This window comes from Photobacterium sp. (genome assembly GCF_057456235.1).
Genome location: NZ_JBVCPH010000024.1, coordinates 30,730 through 51,628 on the forward strand (window position 1 = coordinate 30,730; position 20,899 = coordinate 51,628).

Below are 20,899 nucleotides of genomic sequence, written 5' to 3' on the forward strand. Positions count from 1 at the left end.
CGGTTAAACGTCCTGACGCTGACGTACCGCTTCAAACAAACAAATGCCCGTTGCGACCGATACGTTCAGACTCGATACTGAACCTGCCATCGGAATTTTGATCAGATCATCACAGGTTTCGCGAGTCAGCCGACGCATACCTTCACCTTCAGCCCCCATCACAATCGCCAGCGGACCGGTCAGCTTGCTATGATAAACATCATGGGTCGCTTCACCAGCAGTACCCACCACCCAAATTCCCTGCTCTTGCAGTGCACGTAAAGTCCGGGCCAGGTTAGTCACGCGTACCAACGGCACCACTTCTGCGGCACCACAGGCCACTTTACTGGCTGTTGCACTCAACTGTGCAGAGCGGTCTTTCGGCACAATCACGGCCACTGCACCAGCGGCATCAGCATTACGCAGGCAGGCACCCAAATTATGCGGATCGGTTACCCCGTCCAGGACCAGCAGAAGTGGATTTTCCTTACCCGCTAAAAGGGTATCCAGATCATTTTCATTATACTGCTTGCCCGGCTTCACCCGTGCAATGATACCCTGATGAGAAGCCCCACAGGATTTATCATCCAACGCTTTCCGGCCTGCTTCCTGGATAGTAATACCCAAGGTTTGCAATTCCATCAGCAAAGGCATTAAGCGATCGTCTTGGCGTCCTTTCAGCACGAAAACTTCAATAAAGCGCGCAGGATCTGACGCTAACACGGCTTTCACGGCGTGAATGCCGAAAATCATTTCATTACTCATTACTTAGTCTTCTTTTCTGCCCGTTCTTTTTTGCCTGCACGCGACTTAGTCTTGCGTGCCTTAGACGATTTCTTTCTCGGTTTCTTAGCCTTGCCATCGGCACCATCAGCCGCTGACGCTTTATCGCCCTCAAGCTTCGGTACCGCTCCTGCTTTCAGCTTCTGACGAACAGACGACCGGACTTTCTTCGACTTAGCACGGTGTTCGGCCTTGGCTTCACCTTCTTCAACGCGGAAGACTTTCTTATTATGGCTCGATGTGCGCACACCTTCCGCCTTACGCATCCGTTGCTGCTTCTCACGCTGCTTGTCGGTTTTACCCGCACCACGCGGTTTACGATCACTGCCGACAATATCAAAATCGATTTGGCGATCATTGAGGTTAATCGATGCCACTTTCACATGCACCGTATCGCCTAAACGATAGATCTGACCCGAGCTGTCACCGATCAAACGCTGGCCAATCGCATCGAACTGATAGTAATCATTGGCTAAGTTGGAAATATGCACTAAGCCATCAATATTCAGTTCTTTAAGACGAACGAAGAAACCAAAGCCAGTAACATTGGCAATCACCCCTTCAAATTCATCACCGACATGATCTTGCATGTATTCGCATTTTAGCCAGTCTGCCACATCCCGGGTGGCATCATCGGCACGGCGTTCCGTCATTGAGCATTGATCGCCGATGGCATCAATATCGTCATGCGAGTAGTGATAGCCGCCAGTCGGTGTCGAGCGATCCGTGTTTTTGCCTTCCCGTTTGGCAATTAAATACTTCAGCGCACGGTGCAACGTCAGATCAGGATAACGACGAATTGGCGAAGTAAAGTGCGCATACTGCTTCAGCGCCAAGCCAAAGTGACCGCCGTTGTCAGCCTGATAGAGAGCTTGCTTCATCGAACGCAAGAGCATTGTCTGGATCAGCTCTTTATCCGGACGATTATGGATAGCGTGTGCTAAATCGGCATAGTCACGTGGCGACGGTTCAAGACCGCCACTCAAATTCAGCCCCAGCTCGCCCAAGAAATCGCGGAAACCCGTTAAGCGTTCTTCGCCCGGTACATCATGGACACGGTATAACGCGGGTTCTTTCATCTTCTCGACAAAACGGGCAGAAGCAACATTGGCCATAATCATACATTCTTCAATGATCTTATGGGCATCGTTACGCTCTGCAGGCTCAATACGCTCGATTTTACGGTCGGCGTTAAAGATAAACTTAGTTTCGATGGTTTCAAATTCAATGGCACCGCGCTGATCGCGTGACTTTTTAAGCACCTTGTACATCGCATACAGTTCTTGCAGATGCGGTACCAGAGGCTGATATCGTTCACGCAGCTCTTCATCGCCATCGAGCATCTTGCTGACTTTGGTATAAGTCAAACGGGCATGGGAATTCATGACCGCTTCATAATGTGTGTAACCCGAAAGCTCACCCTCATCAGAAATGGTCATTTCACACACCATACACAAGCGATCAACCTGGGGGTTCAGTGAACATAAGCCGTTCGACAGGACCTCCGGCAACATCGGGATCACCTGAGAAGGGAAATACACCGAGTTACCACGCTTGACTGCCTCTTTATCTAGTGCTGAATCAGGGCGTACATAGTGGCTTACATCTGCGATTGCGACCCATAAACGCCAGCCACCGGATGTGTTGCGTTCACAATAAACTGCATCATCAAAGTCACGGGCATCTTCACCATCGATAGTCACCAATGGCAGGTCACGCAAATCGACACGTCCCTGCTTCGCCTCTTCCGGCACGTCTTCAGCTAAGCCTTTGATCTGGCCTTCGACTTCGACAGGCCACTCATTCGGAATGTTATGAGTACGCAGCGCAATTTCGATTTCCATGCCCGGTGCCATGTTTTCACCCAGCACTTCGACCACTTTCCCCACAGCATTGTACTGGCGGGTGGCGCGCTGGTTAATTTCAACCACCACCACATTGCCCATCCGTGCGCCCATGCGCTGCTCGTTTGGAATAACAATATCCTGGGCGATACGAGAGTCATCCGGGACGACAAACCCCATGCCCTCTTCGATAAAGAAGCGACCGACAATCGGTGCGGTATTTTCTTGTAAAACACGTACCACACGGCCTTCACGACGGCCGCGCTTATCGACCCCGGCAACTTGCGCAAGAATATAGTCACCATGGATCACACCACGCATCTGGTGGTGCGGTAACATTAAATCTTCTTTTGTTCCCACGCCTTCAGGGCGAACAAAGCCAAAGCCATCACGATGGCCAATAACATGGCCTTTGATCAAATCAAGACGTTCTGGCAGGGCATAACACTGGCGACGAGTAAAAACGAGCTGGCCGTCACGCTCCATCGCACGCAGGCGACGACGCAAGCCTTCATATTGATCGTCCCCTTTTAGCTGTAACTCAGCAAATAACTGATCACGGCTAACCGGGGCAGTAAAGCCTCGGATGACTTCCAGCAGAAGCTCGCGGCTTGGAATAGGGTTTTCGTAATTTGATGCTTCGCGATCGCGGAAAGGATCGACCGGTAAATCGGTAGTACCTTTGGACATAAACAGATCCATGTTGGCAGGAATATCCATTAATTATATCAATTAAATAGATTCCGGCCATTGGTGAACAGATGGGAGCAAAGAATAACGTTCTCTGCTCCACTAATTAGGCTGGAGGTTATTGGCTTTACGGATTATTCCGTTACCGGACTGTCAAGCAACACACGCAACGGCTGATTATCCTCAATCAAGCTCGTTAATGTATGCTGGTCTAACTCAGTCAAGAACGCACTTCTTGCCGCGCTTAAAATACCTTTCAAACGACAGGCAGGCGTAATATGACAAAAGCTTTCGCTGCAATCAATAATCTGAAGCGGCTCTATAGCACGCACAACATCACCTAAAATTATTCTATCGGCAGGCATACCTAAACGGATACCACCGTTTTTACCCCGTACCGTTTCAACGTAACCCAACTGACCTAGTTTATTGATGATCTTAACCATATGGTTACGCGACACACTATAAACGTCAGTGACTTTACTGATACTGGCTAATTCGCCTTCAGGTAAGGTGGCAAGGTATATCAAGGCACGCAGGCCATAATCGGTAAAACTAGTTAACTGCACAATAACTCCTCCTGCCGCTATTTTAATCTTGTTCTTGACTAAAAGATACAGATCAGATAGATCTTATAAGATATATAATAAATACAACTTAAGAGAAAGTCATGCTCAATCAACAAACAATTAACACTATAAAAGCAACTGCACCATTATTAGCCGAAACCGGACCGGCACTGACTGCACACTTCTATGAGCGCATGTTCAGCCATAACCCTGAACTCAAAGATATTTTTAACATGAGTAACCAGCGTAATGGGGATCAGCGTGAAGCCTTGTTTAACGCCATTTGCGCGTATGCGAACAATATCGATAATCTCTCAGCACTTTTACCGGCCGTCGAAAAAATCGCTCATAAGCACACAAGTTTCATGATCACTGCCGAGCAATACCAAATTGTGGGCAGGCACTTATTGGCAACCATTGATGAACTATTCTCACCAGGGCAAGACGTTTTAGATGCTTGGGGAGCCGCATATGGTGTGCTCGCCGATGTTTTCATTACCCGTGAAGAAGCCATTTATCAAGAGAATGAAACTAAAAATGGCGGCTGGCGTGGTACTCGTGAATTCGAAGTCGTCGGAAAAAACCAAGAAAGCAGTGTTATCACTAGCTTTACGTTTAAGCCTGTCGATGGCCGCTCAGTTGCGACCTTTAAGCCCGGCCAGTATCTCGGTATTTACCTAAACCCGGAAGAATTCGAGAATCAAGAGATCCGTCAATACAGCCTGTCATCAGCACCTAATAATAATAGTTACCGCATCTCTGTTAAATATGAAGAACAAGGCCGCGTATCCAGTTATCTTCACCGCCATTTAGAGGTAGGAGATACAGTACAACTTGCAGCCCCTGCAGGAGATTTCTTTCTCGATGTTGAACCAACCACGCCTGTGACTCTCATTTCTGCAGGCGTTGGATTAACACCGACCCTATCAATGCTCGAATTTTTAACTGAGCACCAAGCCACGGTACACTGGTTACATGCCGCAGAAAACGGCGAGCAACACGGATTTAAAGATCACGTAAAGACGCTGGCAAAACAGTATGAACACATCAACACAGCTATTTGGTATAGCCGACCACTTGCCGCGGATCGCCAAGCAGAAGATTTCAATTATGAAGGTTTGATTGACTTAACGAAACAACAGACTCAACTGACCGTACCGGCAATGCATTTTTACTTCTGTGGCCCTATCGGTTTCATGCAGCACGTTGCCAATCAGTTGATCGAAATGGGGATTACTGAAGATCGTATTCACTACGAATGCTTCGGCCCGCATAAAGTACTCTGACAAACACAGAAGTATCTGGAGATTCCAAGCGTAACCCAATAGGTTGCGCTTTTTTATACGTCGGAAAACAAAAGGGGGAAAGTGATCGTACCAAGATCACTACCAGAATGTATCCCGGCGTTTCGCACGCGCTATCACATTCGCTGGCATCCGCCGTTCAAGGCCCACCCGCAAGCGAGTAATTTTACTATGGGTGTTTTTACTGGGTGTCACGGTGTTGTATAACCAGCGATAGGCTTCTTCAAAATCAAGCGGGCTGCCGTAGTTGCTCAATAGCAGTTCCGCTAGCTGAATTCGTGCATCGACATTTCCCATCGAGGCCGCTTCACGCAAGTAGGGAACCGCACGCTCCTGATCTTGCTGGACCAGCGTACCCTTGGCGTAATAACGGCCAAGCTGCTCTAGCGCCGCGGGCGATCCCTGATGAGCTGCCGACTGCATGTAATAAACTCCCAGCTCGACATCACGCTCAACACAGATCCCCCATGCCAGCATGTCCCCATAGAGGAATTGATAAGAGGGTGACTCTACTCGGCGTGCACGCGCTTCAATATCCTGAACTAACTGACAATCATCAGCCTTCACTTGTTGCAAGTGGGTATTGGTCTCAAATAGCTTGATCAGCTCTGAATCGGAATACACCGGCACGGCCTCACCGACACTTTCCAATGCATAGGCAGGAGTTACAACCAGCAATGTTGAAAGCAGTAAGGTACGCAGATCCATGAACTCATCTCTATTAAACCGTAGATAGCATATCGGCTAAGACGTTCCAGACTTTAGGGCATTTAACAAAAAACGGCAATTATTTGCCGCAGAGCTCCATCACGACAAAGAGGATTTGACACAATATTTTTTGCATCAGTTTGAGGTCGGTCATATTGAATAACTTAGAAAGCAATGAGTTAAAAAACACTTAAACAGCAGCAATAAAAAAGCCAACCGAACGGTTGGCTTTTTTTATCACTGACTCACAGTAGAGGGCGATGACTCACCATACAGCGGCAATTATTCACCGTATGGGTGAACCTTGATAATAGTTTCATTACGGTCAGGACCCGTCGAAACGATGTCGATTGGCACACCCGTAAGCTCTTCGATACGAGCGATATAGTCTAATGCCGTTTGTGGAAGCGCATCCAAAGACTTCGCACCAAATGTACTCTCAGACCAACCAGGCATAGTTTCGTAAATCAGCTCAATGTTCTCGTAAGCGTCAGCCGCCATTGGTGATACTTCAAGCACAGTACCGTCAGCCATTTTATAGCCAGTACAGATTTTGATCTCTTTCAGGCCATCCATAACGTCTAGCTTAGTTAGGCAGAAACCAGAGATTGAGTTGATCTGCACTGCACGGCGCATTGCAACCGCATCGAACCAGCCACAACGGCGCTTACGGCCAGTCGTTGCACCAAACTCGTTACCTTTAACGCCAAGGTGTTCACCGACAGCATCATCAAGTTCTGTTGGGAATGGACCCGCACCAACGCGAGTACAGTAGGCTTTCGCGATACCCAGGATATAACCCAGGTGACGAGGACCAAAACCTGAACCCGAAGCAACACCACCAGCAGTCGTATTTGAAGACGTTACATACGGATATGTACCGTGGTCGATATCCAGCAGCGTACCTTGCGCCCCTTCGAACATGATCTTATCGCCACGCTTGCGCGCGTCATCCAGTTCTTGAGTTACGTCGATAACCATAGAAGTCAGAATATCAGCCTGTGCCATGATATTTTCCAGAACTTCTTCGTAGCTTACTGGTTCAGCATTGTAGTAATGCTCAATCTGGAAGTTATGGTAAGCCATAACTTCTTTCAGCTTCTCAGCAAATGTTTCTTTATCGAATAGATCGCCAACACGCAGACCGCGACGAGCAACTTTATCTTCGTAGGCAGGACCGATACCACGACCCGTAGTACCAATGGCTTTTTTACCACGAGCGATTTCACGCGCTTGGTCAAGAGCGATATGATACGGAAGAATTAGCGGACAAGCTTCTGACAGGAACAGGCGCTCACGAACAGGGATACCACGTTCTTCTAGCGGGCCCATTTCTTTCATCAGTGCATCTGGAGAAAGTACAACACCGTTACCGATGATGCATTTAACGTTGTCACGCAGGATACCTGATGGGATCAGGTGAAGGACAGTTTTTTCACCGTCAATGACAAGGGTGTGACCTGCATTGTGGCCACCCTGGTAGCGCACTACGTATTTTGCATCTTCGGTCAGCAGATCAACGATCTTACCCTTGCCTTCGTCACCCCATTGGGTGCCAAGAACGACTACATTATTTGCCATCTTTCTTCGTCTATCAGTAGTTAAAAAAGGATTCTAGCACCTTACAGAACCGCTTGCAGTCATTTTTTGACCATACGAAATTATTCTGAAAGAAGAGTATCACGATACTCAGCTAGGGCGATTTACATACTATAGTACATCATGTAGGCAATAATACTGCCGGCCACAACCAGACAACCGCCGATTCGGCGCAAAGCGTTGTCATTCTGCTGACTTAGCTGACTGACCATTTCACGCCAGCCGCGAGGTGCCAATAACGGACCTAACCCTTCAACCACCAGCACAAGGCCGATGGCCATCCAAACTGCTTTATTCATGCTAATTCCCGTCATATCAAATTGAGTAATACTGCATCCATTCATTATTTCCCACTGACAAAAAAAAAGACAAGGCCTTCTGGCCTTGCCTTTCGATTTTCAATTCAGCAGGCTTATTTTACGCCACTGGCTTCTTTCATATACCGGAAGAAGTCACTGCTAGGATCGACAACGAGAATATCGTTTTTCGAGTTAAAGCTATTTTCATACGCTTTTAATGAACGTAAAAAGCTATAGAACTCCGGATCCTGGTTGAACGCATCAGCGTAAATTTTCGCGACTTGCGCATCTGCAGTACCACGTACAACACGCGCTTCTCGGTCGGCTTCAGCCAGTATTTTCGCCACTTCCAGTTCAGACTGGGCGCGAATAACTTCGGCTTTTTCTCGACCTTGCGAGCGGTGCTTACGAGCAACCGATTCCCGCTCGGCACGCATACGACGGTAGATAGACTCACTGATTTCATCAGGCAGGTTGATTTTTTTCATACGAAAATCAACAACTTCAACACCCAAATCTTTCATTGCACTGACTTTAATTTCAGCAAGAACATCAGCCATAATTTGATCACGCTGACCTTCTACTTCTTTACGAGGTGCAACTTCAGCCACAATCTCATTGACCACCGCTTCTGCCGCTGCTGGTGCTTCTGTATCTTCAACAGCAACTTTACGCTCTGGTCCTGAAACGATTTGCTTGATTTCTTTCGAACCAATTTCAGCCCGCAGGTTATCAACCACTTTACGTTTCAAGAGTGCTTCAGCAGTCAACTTATCACCACCACCCGTCGTTAGGTAGTACTGACCATAATCACTGATACGCCACTTAACGTAAGTATCGATGATGACATCTTTTTTCTCTGCTGTTACAAAACGGTCTGCCTGATCATCCATGGTCTGAATACGAGCATCCAGCGTTCTTACACGGTCAAACAGCGGTACTTTAAAATGCAAGCCCGGCTTATATATATGGACTACTTCAGTATTCGCATCTTTCAGAATACGACCGAAACGGACCACAATACCGCGTTCACCTTCACGCACCACAAAGACTGACATCAGCAGCAAAGCAATAAAGATGACAACCACTGGGATCATTAATTTACGCATGATTAATATCTCCCTTGACGACCGGTATCAGTACGCGTTGGCGCCGATACAGGATTTTGGGTTTCAGCTTTTTCAAGTTCAATACCATAAGAGCTGCTTGATGTACCCGTTTTCGGTTTTGCCTGTGTTGATTGATTAATCAGCTTATCCAGCGGTAAATAAAGCAGATTACCACTTGATTTAGAATCAACCATCACCTTGCTGGTGTTGCTGTAAACACGCTCCATCGTTTCAATGTACAAACGATTACGCGTAACGTCTTGCGCAGCAAGGTACTGAGGAAGCAACTTCTCAAACTGAGAAACTTCACCCAATGCACCGTTGACGGTTTTTTCTAAATAACCTTGCGCTTCTTTCTTCAGACGTTCAGCACGACCGGTTGCCTTAGGCAAAATATCATTGCTGTACGCTTCTGATTCACGGACAAAACGCTCTTCATCTTCTCGCGCAGCAATGGCGTCATCAAAGGCATCTTTAACAGCCTCTGGCGGACGCGCCGACTGGAAGTTAACGTCAACGACCAAGATACCCATATTGTAATTCTGGATGATCTTGTCGATCGCTTGCTGGGTATTGGCACGAATTGTCTGACGGCCTGTGGTTAAGGCTTCATCCATCTTCGAATCACCGATAACCGCACGCAGGGCAGAATCCGTTGCCTGACGCAGGCTATCGTCAGCATTCGTTACGCTAAACAGATAGTTTTTTGCATCAGAAACACGGTACTGAACATCCATCTCAACTTTCAATACGTTTTCATCTTTGGTCAGCATTAGACCAGAGCTACGCAGTGAACGAATCGCCTGAACGTTTACGGGTTCAACCTCATCGATAAAAGTCGGCTTCCAGTTCAGACCCGGCCCCACCATCTCGTAAAACTTACCGAAGCGTAATACCACGCCTCGTTCAGCTTCGCCGATGGTATAGAAACCAGAAAAACCCCAAACTGCAGCAGCCAGCACTGCAATCACCCCTAAACCAACAGCACTGCCACCGGTTGAAGGGCCTTTTTTATTACCAAAAATACCACCAAATTTACGACTCAGTTTTGAAAAAACCTCATCGAGATCTGGCGGTCCTTGTTCACGTCCGCCGCGATTATTACTACCCCAAGGGTCTTTATCACGGCCGCCGTTGTTTCCAGGCTCATTCCACGCCATTATAGAACTCCATCAATATGATATGACGACAGTTTTTATTACTGTAGCAGTCCATTAAGCAACGATAAAGTCATCTAATGAAGTACTTTCTCTTTTTTGTAATCGTGACCAGTCTGCCAACGGTAAACGAATATCAATAATTAAACAGCCATCTGATTCATATTCTTCACACAAAATACAACCGAGCTGATAAAACATACTGCGATACCGGCCAATCAATGGCGGCGGTAAACGCAAGGTGTGCTTCACCATAGTACCAGACAAACGTGCCGTTAAGGCTTCGAACAGCAGGTCAATGCCTTCCCCTTCGATTGCCGACACCCAAACTCGTACCGGCATTCCCTCATCGTCACGTTCAATACGAGGCTCACACCCATCCAGATTGTCGATTTTATTCATCACAATCAGAGTCGGTATTTCATTGGCCTCGATCTCTTCCAGCACTGTATCCACTGCATCAATATTTTCACGGTAGCGCTCATCACTGGCATCAACCACATGAAGCAATAAGTTCGCTTCCTGGGTCTCTTTCAGTGTTGCTTTAAATGCCGCGACCAAATCATGAGGCAGGTGACGAATAAACCCGACGGTATCAGCCAGAATAGATGTTCCGACATCGGCTACATTAATCTTACGCAATGTAGGATCCAAGGTCGCAAACAGCTGATCAGCGGCATACACTCCAGCATCGGTAATACGGTTAAACAGCGTCGACTTGCCGGCATTGGTATAACCGACCAGTGAGATTGTCGGAATATCGGCGCGATTTCTCGCTCGACGTCCCTGATCCCGCTGCTTCGAAACCTTCTCTAACCTTCGCAAAATAGTTTTAATGCGATCACGCAATAAACGCCGATCCGTTTCCAGCTGAGTTTCACCCGGACCTCGCAGGCCGATACCACCTTTTTGACGCTCAAGGTGAGTCCAGCCACGGACCAATCGAGTGGAAAGATGACGTAACTGAGCAAGCTCAACCTGAAGCTTACCTTCGTGGGTACGCGCTCGCTGAGCAAAGATATCGAGAATTAAGCCCGTTCGGTCTACTACCCGACACTTGCACAAATGCTCCAGGTTACGCTCTTGCGCTGGAGAAAGAGAATGGTTAAATATTACGATCTCGGCCCCTTCGGCCCGAACCGCATCGGCAATTTCCTGTGCTTTACCTTCGCCCACGTAATACTTAGGGTGGGGAGTCTTACGGCTACCTGTCACGACACGTAGCATATTGACTCCCGCAGAGGAAACCAGCATTTCACATTCGCTGAGATCTTCCCATTCCCCTTCTTGCGTGAAGTTGATATGAACAAGAATCGCCTGCTCACCAGCTTCATAACGGTCAAACAAGCAATCAACTCCTTAATTGAAGAATCTTATTCTTCGGTTTGTTCTTGGGTACGCTCAGCTCCAGCCGGACGATCACTCGCATGATGATGATTCACCGGGCGAGCAGGAACAACTGTAGAAATAGCATGCTTATAAACCATCTGGTTGACGGTGTTTTTAAGTAAGATCACGAACTGATCAAAGGATTCAATCTGACCTTGAAGTTTAATGCCGTTCACCAGGTAAATAGAGACCGGAATTCTTTCACGACGCAGCGCATTCAAAAACGGGTCTTGCAGAGATTGCCCCTTAGCCATTATTTCTTTTCCTTATTTGTTTGTAGTTGTATTTAGCAACGAACAAAAACTAAAAATACGCAAAACAGTTCAGAGTATACACTTTATTCAAACATCACAACTAACTGAGTTTGTGACTGTTTGTAACGCTGTATCCCCGTTACTGCTATCTAACCACGTCAAATCTTTCCAGCTACGTAACCAGGTAATTTGACGCTTCGCCAATTGACGGGTTGCACAGATACCACGGAAAACCGCTTCATCTAAATCACACTTCCCGTCCAAGTAGTCCCACATCTGTCGATAACCGACACAACGGATTGATGGAAGATCGGGGTGTAAATCACCCCGCTCGTATAAAATACGCACTTCCTGTTCAAAACCGGCATCGATCATTTTCTCGAAACGTTGCTCAATTCTTTGATGTAGAACAGCCCTATCCTTGGGTGCTATTGCAAATTGGTGGACCTTGTACGGCAATGATTCACCCTGAACTTTCGTCAATTCGGTTAAAGTTTGACCCGAAATGCGAAAAACTTCCAACGCACGAGATAATCGCTGTGGATCATTAGGATGGATACGAGCCCCGGAAACCGGATCAATCCGCACTAATTCCTCATGTAAACCTTGCCAGCCTTTCTCTTGTGCTTCTTGCTCTATTTCAGCACGGATTTCACGATCCGCGGCTGGTAAGGGCGACAAACCTTCAAGTAAGGCTTTGTAGTACAACATAGTACCACCAACTAACAAGGGGATGCGCCCAGCTGCAACTATATCAGCCATTTCTTTCAGTGCATCAGCACGAAAGTCTGCAGCTGAATAACTTTGCGCTGGATCACGAATATCGAGAAGACGATGGGGAGCTAATGCTAATTCCCGAGCATCTGGCTTTGCCGTACCGATGTCCATCCCTTTATAGATAAGGGCGGAATCGACACTAATCAACTCTACCGGTAACTGTTCACGCAAACGGATAGCAAGATCTGTTTTTCCCGATGCTGTTGGCCCCATTAAAAAAATGGCCTGAGGTAATGACTTACTCATATTCAAATGCTTCTATTGCTGCGCAAACATCTACGGGACGCAACAAATATTGATAATACTGTTCAAGATCGTCGGCCCATAGTTGCTCGACTTCTGTCACTAATTGGATCGCCTGAGACAAACTAAAGGCATCCGCTGGCACCGTACATTGCAATGACAGCCAATCCAGTAACTTACTCCAGCCCTGAGCGTCAGGATCGTCGGCGACTGATACCAGATAGGTTAACAAATTTGGAATAAGCTGTTGTAAGTTTTGCTGCCTTAACGGCATACAAACCGACAAAATGATCAATCCCGTCTTGCCTTTGGCCTTTAAAGTGATCCCCAGCTGCTTTAGTAGCTGAGCATGCAGCTCTGCACATGCTATCAGCTCAGGCTCGACCGGAACGGAATGCGGGATCAGTAGTGGCTGCGGCTTTAAGCCTTCAGTGGCAGCCCGACGTAATTGCCCCTTGTGACGTAACCCCTGAGCATAATCGAGTGACAGCACATAAATACCGGCATTTCGGCTAAGTAACAAAAAACGATCGCTAACCAGACCAAGGGCTTTACCTAATCCCCCCCCAGGCTTGGTATCAATCACATTTTGTCGTGTTGGTTGAATGGGCTTATTGTCTTGCCGAGATGGTGGGGCATGGCTGTTATCTGTCTTAATGGCACGACCAGACGGCTCATACCGATGAGACGGATTCTCGACCGAACCAGCCGCTGAGCGGGAAGATTCCGACGCCGTTTGCATTAAACGCTGATAAACGGCCACTTCCTGTCTGGATGGACTGTCACTACCGAACTGCCGCTGAGCACGATTCGCCCCATCGGATGAAGAAGGGCGACGTGAATCAATTGCCGGGTAATCGGAATCTCTGCCACTCTTGAGATTATGGGAACTGGCGCCGCTTGGGCCTGCGTGACGATCATTATCCCCCTCCTGCACTTCACCCTCTTGGCAGGCATGGTCAGGGGCTGGTCTTTCTTCCTCGACACGCGGTGTCTGTGGACGTAGCCATTCCGCAGGCTGTGCTTTGTTCGGATAATCAGGCGTACGTGCTATCGCCTTCATCACAGGCCGCGGCTCTGCAATATGATGTGCCGTGCTTTCTGCTGATGTTATGGCCGGTTCTGCATAAGGAGCAGCAATCGCACTGGCTCGCTGCGGGGCGCTGTAGATCTGTTCGTCATCAACGGCGCTTTGCTGCAATGCGCTCTGAATGCCCTGATAGATGAAATCGTGAACCAGACGGGCCTGATGAAAACGTACCTCATGTTTAGCCGGGTGCACATTGACATCGACCTGATGCGGGTCGACTTCAATAAACAGGACATAAGCGGCATATTGAGCGGGCGCAAGGCTGGACTCGTAGGCCTGACGGATCGCATGATTGATCAGTTTATCTTTCATCATACGGCCATTGACATAACAATATTGAATGTCATTTTGCACCCGAGCACCTTGCGGGCTACAAATCCAGCCCGACAATTTCAAATCACCATGTTCAAGCTCAACCGCCAATGCATGCTGCAAAAAGCCCTGCCCGCAAGCCGATGCAAGACGGCGCTCTTTCTGGATCTGAGTTTGTGAACTGCGATACTGGCGAATGATTTTGCTGTTATGACGCAGGGTGATCGAGACATCGAACCGACTAAGTGCTATTCGCTTTAACAGTTCATCAATGTGGTTAAATTCCGTCTTTTCAGTTCGAAGGAATTTACGGCGGGCCGGGGTATTAAAGAATAAATCGAGCACTTCAACCGTGGTACCGACAGGGTGTGCCGCAGGCTTAAGCTGCACGTCCATATCCCGCCCTTCAGCATAAGCCGACCAGGCTTCCTCCTGCCCTTCAGTACGCGATGTCAGGGTCAGACGGGAGACGGAACTGACACTTGCCAGCGCTTCGCCGCGAAATCCCAGACTGACAATCGCCTCTAAATCATCCAACGACGATATTTTGGACGTGGCATGACGGCTAAGCGCCAGACCGAGCTCTTCTTTTACGATGCCTTTACCGTTATCACGAATACGGATCGTGCGGCTGCCCCCTTTATCGATATCGATATCAATTCGGGTAGCTCCGGCATCCAGGCTATTTTCGACCAGCTCTTTGACAACAGAGGCAGGCCGTTCAACTACTTCACCGGCAGCAATCTGGTTAGCCAGCCGAGCGGGTAAAATCTGAATCGGCATAATTAACTTCTGGGTATGGTTAAAGTCTGGCCTACGGCCAATGTATCTGAGCTTAGCTTATTCATAGTTCGGATGCTATCAACACTCACCCCATAATGCGCGGCAATCTTACCAAGAAACTCACCGCGCTTAACGGTATGTTGCTTGGCTGCTGGCACCCTCACCTCAATTTTTAGCTTTTGCCCGACGGCCAGATCATCTGAACGTAACTTATTCACTTTTCGGATACTGGCAATCGTCACGCCATAGCGTGCGGCAATTTTACCCAGAAATTCACTGCGCTGTACCTTATGCACCAGGGTTTGAGTGACAGTTGCATTTGAGGCTGATGCCTTCGGTTTTGACGCCGAGATGATCGTGTTGGCAGCAGCCTTGTTTGTAACCGCCCGATGAGTAAGAGCAACAGGCGCAGCGCTCGGAACAACCAGAACCTGTCCAATTTTCAGCGAACTCGATGTTAAACTGTTGGCTGATTTAATGGCTGATATCGACGTACCGTATTTCTTGGCAATGATACTCAGCGACTGGCCAGGTGTGACTTTATGCTTAATGCCATTTTTCCTGGCGGCAAACAGCGTCCCTTCCGGCGGGTTACTGTCAAAGTAGGCCAGAATGCCTTTATAGATAGCACCGGCTAACTTGTTTTGATGGGACCGTGAATTCAGCAACCGCTCTTCTGTAGGGTTAGTGATAAACCCGGTTTCCACCAGTAATGACGGAATATCCGGTGATTTTAAAACGGCCAAGCTGGCATGCTCGGGTTTGCTTTTGTGCAGCGTGGTGACTTTACTGATCTCTTTCAGCACTTTCGATGCCACCTCATAGCCTTCTTTCTGGGAATGGCTGAATTGCAGATCGAGCACTGCCATACTGAGGTATTGATCGTTGTTGTCACCCGACAAGACATCTCCGCCACCCAATAATTCAGATTGCTTTTCGTGTTGCTCCAGCCAGCGACCAATTTCGCTATTGGCGCGGCGGGTATTCAACACCCAGACCGATGCTCCTCGCGGCTGCGGTTTATGGAAACCATCCGCATGAATAGAAACAAGCAGATGCGCTTTATTCCGGCGGGCAATGTCAGAGCGTTTATTAAGATTTACAAAGTAATCACTATGGCGGGTCATCACCGCTTTCAGCCCTGGTGTCGCATCAATTTTTGCCGCCACTTTTTTCGCTACTGCCAACGTGACATTTTTTTCGTACTTTTTAGCCGGCCCGATAGAGCCGGGATCTTCCCCGCCATGTCCGGCATCTATTGCGATAATGATATCGTCACGCCCAGACGGTAACTGGGCTTGTTGGTTAGTGGTTACTTTTCCTTCAGGCTGCGTTTTTTTGCTCTGCCCAATGTTGTTACTATGCGGTAAATCTAACACCAAACGGTGGCTGTGATGCCCGTCAGGTGACGGCGCCAGGCTAAATATCTTAGGGCTGGTTTTCGCTTTAGTTTCAAACACCAACCGAAAGGAGCCTTTTTCAGGCGCACTGCTACTGCGGATTTTCTTCAATACGTCACTGTGACTCACCCCAATCGGAAGCTGGGTCTTAAGTGTTGTTTGTTTTAAGTCCACAACTAAGCGATCAGGTTTGGTCAGCGTAAAATAACTGTACGTTGCCTTATCTTTTAGATCTAAAACAACTCGGGTTTCGTCTGGCGCCGGCCAGACACGAACCCCTTTCAGCTCATTGGCAATGGCCACAGAACTAAATAGCCCTACCCCTAATAAAAGAATATTAAAAAAAGCCCGCGTAGACATTTTGATCAACACAACTCCAAACTTTTGATCAACGCCATACCATAATCATTATTGGCGATTATCGTAACCTTACGCTGTTCACCGTGATAGCGCATTTCTAATACCAGATCCGGCGCAGGCAGCAAACCTTCCCCCTTTTCCGGCCATTCCACCAAGCAGATCGCATCGTCAGTGAAATAATCACGGATCCCCATAAATTCTAATTCTTCCGGATCTGCCAAACGGTACAGATCAAAGTGATACACATGCCAGGGTGGCAATTCATAGGGTTCAACCAATGTATAAGTTGGGCTTTTAACATTCCCCTGATGCCCTAACGCACGGATAAAACCACGGCTAAACGTGGTTTTTCCCGCACCGAGATCACCATGAAGATGAATTGTAGTCTGGCGCTTACAGGCTGTCGCAAGTCGCAGGCCTAGATCTACTGTTGCTTGCTCGTCGGCAAGTATGGTTTCAAATGTTTGCATTATTATCTTTATCTTGGGTTTACTAATTGTCGAATATACGGAAACAAATCACCCGCCAGCATACCACGCTCTCCGTCTCTGGCGCACAAATCGGCCGCTTTACTGTGAATCCAAACACCCGCGCAGGCTGCATCAGGTAAGGATAAGCCTTGTCCTAACAAGGCGCCGATAATGCCAGACAGCACATCGCCCATTCCGCCGGTTGCCATTCCAGGGTTACCTTCAGAGCAAATCCAAAGCTGGTGTCCGTCATAAACCAGGGTTCCCGCCCCTTTCAATACCGCCACTCCGCCATATTTTTGCTGTAATGACCGCACCGCACGGAACCGATCCGCTTCTACCTCTTTCACGGTCGTCTTCAGCAAACGGGCGGCTTCGCCCGGGTGCGGGGTAATTATACGGTTATTTTTATGGTCTGGTGAAAATGCTAATAAGTTCAATCCATCAGCATCGATAACCGTCTTTTTTTCACAACCGTTAAGATAAAAGAACAGCGCCTGGCTCCAGTCGCTCTGTCCAAGCCCCGGCCCGATCACCACCACATCAGCCCAATCCAGCCGCTGACTGATCTCATGGGCTTTTTCCTGCCAGCCTTGCACCATTATCTCTGGCCGGGCCGTCACAATTGACAAGACATTGTCAGGTTGTGTGATAACAGCCGTTAATCCAGCCCCCGTGCGCGCACTCGCTTCCGCCGCTAAACGGATAGCACCAGCCATACCTAGGTCGCCCCCGACACATAATACCCGGCCATGATCCCCTTTATGTGCCGTACGAGCACGCCTCGGTAGATGACGTAATACCTGACCTTCATCAACTCTGACACTGGCAGGTTCGGTGATCTGCTGAAAGGCATCAGCCACCTCTAAGCCTGCAAACTGGATTTGACCACAATAACGAGCCGCCAGGCCGGTGCACAAGCCTTGTTTAACACCAATAAAAGTAACGGTGATATCGGCCTCTACAGCTTCGCCGGAAGAAGCCCCCGTGTCGGCGTATAAACCCGAAGGTACATCAACGGCAATAACAGGGCTAGTTGCCCGATTGATTGCCTTAATCAAGACTGCACAATCAGAGCGTACTGAGCCCTTAAGCCCGGTACCCAATAGCGCGTCGATGATCACCTCAACCTGCTCAGGGACGTCGGCATGCGGTACTCCTATCTCACCACCGGCAGCTAACCAGGCATCGCGCGCTGTTGCCGCATCACCGGTTAATTGAGAGGCGTCCCCTAAATGCCATAGCTGAACGTTCAAGCCATGCTCTTTGGCAAGTCGGGCTGCCACATAGCCGTCGCCCCCATTATTCCCACTGCCGCAACAGACCAGCACAGAAGTCGCATCAGGATACTGTTCTAACAATGTAGAAAACACCGCATGACCGGCCCTTTCCATCAGCTGATACATCTCCAGCTGCATCGCCTGTGCGGCAGCCCTTTCTCCGACTCTAACCTGCTCTGCCCGATATAAAGAAATAGGCAGCGATGGCATAACCATACTCATTCCTTACTGTGTTGTTCTTGCTAACAGAAAACAATTTCTCCCAGACAAAACATAACACATTGAAAAAACCTTCCGACGCTTTTTTCCTTTTCACTGACGACGACGGCGATTATTGTCTGCCAGGTTATGTGGTACACTTCGCCCCCATTATTTAACGGCCTCCCATTGACACCATGAGCATTGATTACACCGCACTCACCCAGAAAATTAAACAATGGGGAAAAGAGCTAGGGTTCCAACAGGTTGGGATCTGCGATATCGATCTCAAGCAGCATGAAGCGCAATTACAGCGCTGGTTAGACGCGGGCTATCATGGAGATATGGATTGGATGGCTCGTCATGGCATGATGCGTGCGCGGCCCGCTGAGCTACTGCCAGGTACCGTAAGGGTGATCAGTGTCAGAATGAACTATCTGCCACCGGATGCGGGTTTTGCCCAAACCCTTAAGCAACCGCTGAAAGCCTACATTAGCCGCTATTCATTGGGCCGTGATTACCACAAGCTTATTCGCAACCGCTTAAAACGTTTAGGCCAGCTGATTGAAACCGAAGTCGGTCAATTTGGCCACCGCCCTTTTGTCGATTCAGCACCTATCCTGGAACGCCCGTTAGCGGAAAAAGCCGGACTTGGCTGGACGGGGAAGCATTCACTGAACCTCAACGATAATAGCGGTTCGTGGTTTTTCCTTGGCGAGTTACTGATCGACCTGCCGCTCCCCGTTGATACCCCGGTTGAAAATCAATGTGGTAAATGTGTCGCCTGCATCACCAGCTGCCCGACTGGCGCGATTGTCGAAGAAGGTGTCATTGACGCCAGGCGTTGTATTTCATACCTGACAATTGAATTTGCAGGGATCATTCCCGAAGAATTTCGAGAAAAAATCGGTAACCGTATTTACGGGTGTGATGACTGCCAACTGGTTTGCCCGTTCAATCGTTTCTCTGAGCTGACGGAAGAAACGGATTACCACTGCCGTGATACCTTATATCAGCAGGATTTGCTGACACTTTTCCAATGGGATGAACCATCTTTCCTGAAATACACTGAAGGTTCGGCGATTCGCCGTATCGGCCATATCCAATGGTTGCGCAACCTGGCGATTGCCATCGGCAATGCACCTTATGATGCGGAGCTTCTTGATGCCTTAGACAAACGTGCGGGGCTCAGTGAACTGCTAGACATCCACATCCGCTGGGCGATAACAAAACAACAAGAAAAACGTGCCGAACTTGTTATTGATGTACTACCATCTAAGACAAAAAGGCTTATTCGCATTGTAGAAAAAGGCCTTCCTCGCGACGCCTGATCCTCCTGTGTACGGCAGTGATCAAGCATATAAAATGAGAGCTAAGTCTGTATTCTATATGAATGTGGAAAACATTTTCAGTGATTGGATTTCATACCTCGCCCCAAAACATTAAACACAGGTGGTGGATAACAGCATTAAGATATTTATCCAGCCACACCACATATTGATCAAGCTGTATATAAAAACTGAATAAGTCGATAAAACAAATTAAAAGCAACAACTTAAGACTTAGGGGAGTTTTGTGGATAAAGTGAGATCAGTTGATTATTTTGTGAAATATAAAGTTATTCACACCGTACTGGCACACGTAATCAACTGACTTACCCACAACGGAGAGTATGTGGATAACTCTGTGAACTAAGAGCATGGTTTTGACTGGCCACATGGCTACAAAGCCTGAAAACACAAGCTTTCATGCTGTTTCAAGATCTGGATAAAAGAGAGCAGGTACGGATCATAAGCATTCAGTCACTGGCTGGTAGCAATAATGCTACCGGCTGACAATCACAACGAACTGACTAACACTTACATCGTAGTATGACGCCAATGCTTCACAGCATTGGTATTCAGGCCACCAGGCCGTTACAGAGCATCTTATTGATTTTTTCAGAAGACAAAAAAGCCCACCCTAAGGGAGGTTATCTGAATAAACATTAAGATGATGTATCGAAGCTGATTGCTTCAAATGACCCTTTAAAACCAACGTAATAAAGGTACTTTGAGGCAACACACTAGATTGTCGTTAATCGATAAATCCAGGAATGCTGCATTGAGACTATTACTTCACAGTAGTAGGTCAGCTCAACTAGCAGTGCTAGTCTCGCATGCTTGTCTCTCAACAAGTAAATTGGTTGCGGGAGCTGGATTTGAACCAACGACCTTCGGGTTATGAGCCCGACGAGCTACCAAACTGCTCCATCCCGCGTCCGATTTATATCTCACCGTTAGAGTACGGTAACAACTACTGC

The 20,899-nt window shown here is 48.0% G+C and carries 17 protein-coding genes and 1 tRNA gene; 2 read left to right on the top strand and 16 right to left on the bottom strand.

Annotated elements, in window-relative coordinates:
• Window positions 1-3 precede the first annotated feature (3 nt).
• From rlmB to nsrR, 3 genes are all read right to left on the bottom strand, one after another.
• A complete protein-coding gene (rlmB, locus tag AC2204_RS19560; RefSeq protein WP_318927570.1) occupies window positions 4-744 on the bottom strand; it encodes a 23S rRNA (guanosine(2251)-2'-O)-methyltransferase RlmB in 741 nt (246 codons plus the stop codon).
• The gene (rnr, locus tag AC2204_RS19565) at window positions 744-3,296 is read right to left on the bottom strand and encodes a ribonuclease R (RefSeq protein ID WP_318927571.1); all 2,553 of its coding nucleotides are present in this window, start codon (window positions 3,294-3,296) and stop codon (window positions 744-746) included. The genes rlmB and rnr overlap by 1 nt, the downstream gene beginning before the upstream one ends.
• 134 nt (window positions 3,297-3,430) lie before the next feature.
• Window positions 3,431-3,865 carry a nitric oxide-sensing transcriptional repressor NsrR gene (nsrR, locus tag AC2204_RS19570; protein WP_318927573.1) on the bottom strand — a complete coding sequence of 145 codons (435 nt, stop codon included), beginning with the start codon at window positions 3,863-3,865 and terminating at the stop codon, window positions 3,431-3,433.
• 101 nt (window positions 3,866-3,966) lie between these two features.
• Here nsrR and hmpA point away from each other — a divergent pair, with 101 nt between their 5' ends.
• Window positions 3,967-5,151, top strand: coding sequence for an NO-inducible flavohemoprotein (gene hmpA, locus AC2204_RS19575; protein ID WP_318927575.1), 1,185 nt, complete (start codon window positions 3,967-3,969; stop codon window positions 5,149-5,151).
• A gap of 99 nt (window positions 5,152-5,250) precedes the next feature.
• Here hmpA and motX read toward each other — a convergent pair whose 3' ends face one another.
• The 12 genes from motX to AC2204_RS19635 form a co-directional block, all read right to left on the bottom strand.
• Window positions 5,251-5,877: a flagellar protein MotX gene (gene motX, locus AC2204_RS19580; RefSeq protein ID WP_318927576.1), complete on the bottom strand. Its 627-nt coding sequence runs from the start codon at window positions 5,875-5,877 to the stop codon at window positions 5,251-5,253.
• Window positions 5,878-6,159: 282 nt separating this feature from the next.
• On the bottom strand, window positions 6,160-7,458 hold the full coding sequence (locus tag AC2204_RS19585) for an adenylosuccinate synthase (protein ID WP_318927577.1): 1,299 nt from the start codon (window positions 7,456-7,458) through the stop codon (window positions 6,160-6,162).
• Between the two features lie 122 nt (window positions 7,459-7,580).
• Entirely contained in the window at window positions 7,581-7,775 is a 195-nt protein-coding gene (locus AC2204_RS19590; protein ID WP_318927578.1) for a DUF2065 domain-containing protein, read from the bottom strand.
• Between the two features lie 113 nt (window positions 7,776-7,888).
• A complete protein-coding gene (hflC, locus tag AC2204_RS19595) occupies window positions 7,889-8,884 on the bottom strand; it encodes a protease modulator HflC (RefSeq protein ID WP_318927579.1) in 996 nt (331 codons plus the stop codon).
• Between the two features lie 2 nt (window positions 8,885-8,886).
• Window positions 8,887-10,044: an FtsH protease activity modulator HflK gene (gene hflK / locus AC2204_RS19600; protein ID WP_318927580.1), complete on the bottom strand. Its 1,158-nt coding sequence runs from the start codon at window positions 10,042-10,044 to the stop codon at window positions 8,887-8,889.
• A gap of 54 nt (window positions 10,045-10,098) precedes the next feature.
• The gene (gene hflX / locus AC2204_RS19605) at window positions 10,099-11,388 is read right to left on the bottom strand and encodes a ribosome rescue GTPase HflX (RefSeq protein WP_318927581.1); all 1,290 of its coding nucleotides are present in this window, start codon (window positions 11,386-11,388) and stop codon (window positions 10,099-10,101) included.
• Between the two features lie 26 nt (window positions 11,389-11,414).
• Complete coding sequence (hfq, locus tag AC2204_RS19610; RefSeq protein ID WP_318927582.1) at window positions 11,415-11,684, bottom strand: RNA chaperone Hfq; 270 nt, start codon at window positions 11,682-11,684, stop codon at window positions 11,415-11,417.
• 87 nt (window positions 11,685-11,771) lie between these two features.
• A complete protein-coding gene (gene miaA / locus AC2204_RS19615) occupies window positions 11,772-12,707 on the bottom strand; it encodes a tRNA (adenosine(37)-N6)-dimethylallyltransferase MiaA (protein WP_318927583.1) in 936 nt (311 codons plus the stop codon).
• Complete coding sequence (mutL, locus tag AC2204_RS19620; RefSeq protein WP_318927584.1) at window positions 12,700-14,889, bottom strand: DNA mismatch repair endonuclease MutL; 2,190 nt, start codon at window positions 14,887-14,889, stop codon at window positions 12,700-12,702. Before mutL ends, miaA begins: the two co-directional genes overlap by 8 nt.
• A 2-nt stretch (window positions 14,890-14,891) precedes the next feature.
• Entirely contained in the window at window positions 14,892-16,649 is a 1,758-nt protein-coding gene (locus AC2204_RS19625) for an N-acetylmuramoyl-L-alanine amidase (protein WP_318927585.1), read from the bottom strand.
• 5 nt (window positions 16,650-16,654) lie between these two features.
• Window positions 16,655-17,119 carry a tRNA (adenosine(37)-N6)-threonylcarbamoyltransferase complex ATPase subunit type 1 TsaE gene (gene tsaE, locus AC2204_RS19630; protein ID WP_318927586.1) on the bottom strand — a complete coding sequence of 155 codons (465 nt, stop codon included), beginning with the start codon at window positions 17,117-17,119 and terminating at the stop codon, window positions 16,655-16,657.
• A gap of 8 nt (window positions 17,120-17,127) precedes the next feature.
• Window positions 17,128-18,615 carry an NAD(P)H-hydrate dehydratase gene (locus AC2204_RS19635; RefSeq protein ID WP_318927587.1) on the bottom strand — a complete coding sequence of 496 codons (1,488 nt, stop codon included), beginning with the start codon at window positions 18,613-18,615 and terminating at the stop codon, window positions 17,128-17,130.
• Between the two features lie 179 nt (window positions 18,616-18,794).
• On the opposite strand from AC2204_RS19635, the gene queG reads away from it, so the two are divergent.
• Entirely contained in the window at window positions 18,795-19,928 is a 1,134-nt protein-coding gene (gene queG / locus AC2204_RS19640) for a tRNA epoxyqueuosine(34) reductase QueG (RefSeq protein WP_318927588.1), read from the top strand.
• 851 nt (window positions 19,929-20,779) lie between these two features.
• On the opposite strand, the gene AC2204_RS19645 is transcribed toward queG, so the two are convergent.
• A tRNA-Met gene (locus AC2204_RS19645) sits at window positions 20,780-20,856 on the bottom strand.
• Window positions 20,857-20,899: the final 43 nt, after the last annotated feature.